The sequence below is a fragment of the Clostridium aquiflavi genome (genome assembly GCF_031344075.1).
GTDB lineage: Bacteria > Bacillota > Clostridia > Clostridiales > Clostridiaceae > Clostridium > Clostridium aquiflavi.
In genome coordinates, this window is sequence record NZ_JAVJAN010000085.1 from 1 (window position 1) to 3,410 (window position 3,410).

The following is a 3,410-nucleotide window of genomic DNA, read 5'->3' on the forward strand; positions in this document are numbered from 1 at the left end:
CCCTAAAGAATAAAAAATAATCATATGCCGCACCATTATTCCTGCACTGCGTTTGGAAAGGGCGCATGGCTAAAAAAATCGACAGCTCCAAAGTCGCCTTAGCGATTTTGTTCTTTATAAAAATATAAAATAAAAGTACATAGTTATAAACTTGGCTCTGTTTTAAAAAAGAGCGAAAGATTAAATAATAAACTTCTAGGAGGATACTTATGGATTACAAAAATAAAATTGCACAGCTAATTAAAGAACATGTAGATTTGGATGTTAATGCTATAGAAAAACTTATTGAAATACCACCTAAGTCTGAAATGGGGGATTATGCTTTTCCATGTTTTCAACTTTCTAAAGTAATGAGAAAAGCACCTAATATGATAGCTGAAACTTTAAAAGATGCTATTAACAAAGAAGGATTTGAAAGAATTGAAAATCTTGGACCATATTTAAATTTCTTTGTTGATAAAGGAGTATTTGCTGAAAATACAATCAATAAGATATTAAAAGATGGAGATAACTATGGTGAATCTAACATAGGAGACGGTAAAACAGTTTGTGTTGAATATTCTTCACCTAATATTGCAAAACCATTCCATGTAGGACATTTATTTACTACAGCCATTGGTAATTCTTTATACAAAATGTTTAAAAAAGAAGGATATGATGTTGTAGGTTTAAATCATTTAGGAGATTGGGGAACTCAATTTGGTAAGCTTATATCAGCTTATAATAGATGGGTTGATGAAGAAGCTTTAGAAAAAGCTCCAATTGATGAACTTCTTAGAATTTATGTTAAATTCCATGAAGAAGCAGAAAAAGATCCTAGCTTAGAAGACGAAGGAAGAATGTATTTTAAAAAGCTAGAGACAGGAGATCCAGAAGCACAAGCTTTATGGAAGAGATTTAGAGATTTAAGTTTAAAGGAATTTGAAAGAGTATATGATATATTAGGAGTTAAATTTGATTCATTAGCAGGAGAAGCATTCTATAATGATAAAATGGATGTAGTAGTTAATGAATTAAAGGATAAGGGATTACTTGTAGAAAGTAATGGAGCACAGGTTGTAATGTTAGATGATTATAATATGCCACCTTGTATAGTATTAAAAGGTGATGGAGCATCTATATATGCAACAAGAGATTTAGCTGCTGCTATGTATAGAAAGAAAACTTATGATTTCTACAAGAGTATCTATGTAGTTGGAAGCCCACAAGCATTACATTTTAAACAAGTATTTAAAGTGTTAGAACTTGCAGGACATGAATGGGCAAATGATTGTGTTCATGTTGGATTTGGATTAGTTAAATTTGCAGATAGAAAGCTTTCTACAAGAAAGGGAGAAGTTGTTTTACTTGATGATTTGATAAGAGAATCAGTTGAAAAAACTTTAGAAGTTATAAATGAAAAGAATCCAAATCTTGAAAATAAAGAAGAAGTAGCTAAGAAAATAGGTGTTGGAGCTATTATTTTCACTTACTTAAAGAATTCAAGAGAAAAAGATATCGTATTTGATTGGAAAGAAATCTTATCATTTGAAGGAGAAACAGGTCCTTATGTTCAATATTCTTATGCTAGAGCTAACAGCATATTAAGTAGAGCAGAGAATATTTCTTCAGAGGTTGATTTTAGTAAATTATCTTCAAAAGAAGAATTTGAATTAGTTAAAGTTTTAGCTAATTTCAATAATCAAATTAAACTTGCTACTGATAAGTTAGAACCATCAATTTTAACAAGATATGTTATAGAAGTTGCAAAATCATTTAACAAATTCTATAATGCTCATTCAGTTTTAAATTTAGATGATGAAGTTTTAAAAGCAACTAGATTAAGCTTAGTAAGAAGTAGTTTACAAGTAATAAAGAATGGATTAGAACTATTAGGAATAGATGTAGTAGAAAAAATGTAATTAAAAAAATAGCTAGAAACTTTAATTTTAAGTTTCTAGCTATTTTTATTTAATGCTATGGCTATGTTTTAGTAGAGTGTTGATATATACATAAGTTCAATTACAATGCCACTTTACCCATTGTATATATTAACACATATTTAAAACAGAGCCTGAGAATATTAAAAACAAGGATTAAGTCACTGTTAAATTAAATATGGTAATACATAATTAATTTAACAAAGAATTAATCTTTATTAAATTAATATATGATATAATATTTGGTAATACGTAAGAATATTTTAAGAGAGGAGAAAGGGAATGATTATAAATAGGAATGTAAAATACAAGGATATATTAGTAATTGCTATTATTGGTATTATTGTATATAAAATAATAGATAATTATGAGTTTTTCTTTAATATAGCAAAACATTTTCTATCTATTATATCGCCATTTATATATGCTTTAATTTTTACATATATATTAAATCCTATAATGATGCTTTTTGAAAAAAGATGTAAACTTTCAAGAGGAAAATCTATATTAGCAACATATGCAGTTATAACAGGAATAATAATAATGTTTTTCTTATTTACTATACCTAGTTTGATAGATAGTATTGGTAGCATAATTAAAGAAGTACCTATATATATGGAAACAATTCAAGAATGGATTAACACAGCTATTAAAAACCCTAGATTAAGTGAGTTAATAGTTGACGCTGGTTTAGTAGATAAAATTGAACTTTTATCAATTAAAATGGGTAATTTTACAATAACTTTATTACAAGGCATGTTAGGATATTTATTATCTTTTACAGGAAACTTAGTAAAAATAGTATTCGGATTTTTAATAGCTGTTTATGTATTATGTGACAAAGATGGATTATTATATGGTTTAAAAACTATAACTTATATAATTTTAAAAGAAAAGAAGGCTAATGAATTAATTAATGTTTGTAAAACTTATAACAAGATGATAGGAGTGTATATAGGAGCAAAGGCTATAGATTCTGCTATAATAGGGCTTATAGCTTTAGTTGGTTTAGTAATAGTTAAAGCTCCATATGCACTATTATTATCAATCATAGTAGCTATTACTAATATGATACCTTACTTTGGACCTTTTATAGGAGAAGTTGTTGGTGCTACAGTGTGCATATTTGTTTCACCTATGAAGGCTCTTATAGTATTTGTGCTTCTACTTTTAATTCAACAATTTGATGCTTGGTATCTTGATCCTAAGCTTATAGGATCAAAAGTAGGAGTGAAACCATTTTGGATCATTATGGGGGTAATAATAGGTGGCGCATTCTGGGGACCTATAGGAATGCTATTGGCATCACCTACAATTGCAACTATTAATATTTATTATATTAGAGTAGTAAAATTTTATAAGTCTAAAAATCCAAGCTTATTTAAGAATTTATAATGAATAATTCTATGTTTTTTTATTCTTTAGGAATTTATATTATTAAAAAATTTGTGGATAACTTTTAAAATAATGTGTTTTAAAGGTATTATGAGT

2 protein-coding genes are annotated in these 3,410 nt (G+C 27.4%); both read left to right on the plus strand.

Annotated features, from left to right (window positions below; all coding sequences use genetic code 11):
• Window positions 1-209 precede the first annotated feature (209 nt).
• Window positions 210-1,901 (plus strand): arginine--tRNA ligase, encoded by a 1,692-nt coding sequence (gene argS / locus RGC78_RS15950; RefSeq protein ID WP_252213128.1) that lies wholly within the window; start codon window positions 210-212, stop codon window positions 1,899-1,901.
• A 300-nt stretch (window positions 1,902-2,201) separates the two neighbouring features.
• Window positions 2,202-3,314, plus strand: a complete 1,113-nt coding sequence (locus tag RGC78_RS15955) for an AI-2E family transporter (RefSeq protein ID WP_252226697.1) — start codon at window positions 2,202-2,204, stop codon at window positions 3,312-3,314.
• Window positions 3,315-3,410: the final 96 nt, after the last annotated feature.

Excerpts from the sequence above, each read along its gene's own strand:
- argS (WP_252213128.1), top strand. The coding sequence starts at position 210 with ATGGATTACAAAAATAAAATTGCACAGCTAATTAAAGAACATGTAGAT.
- RGC78_RS15955 (WP_252226697.1), top strand. The coding sequence starts at position 2,202 with ATGATTATAAATAGGAATGTAAAATACAAGGATATATTAGTAATTGCT.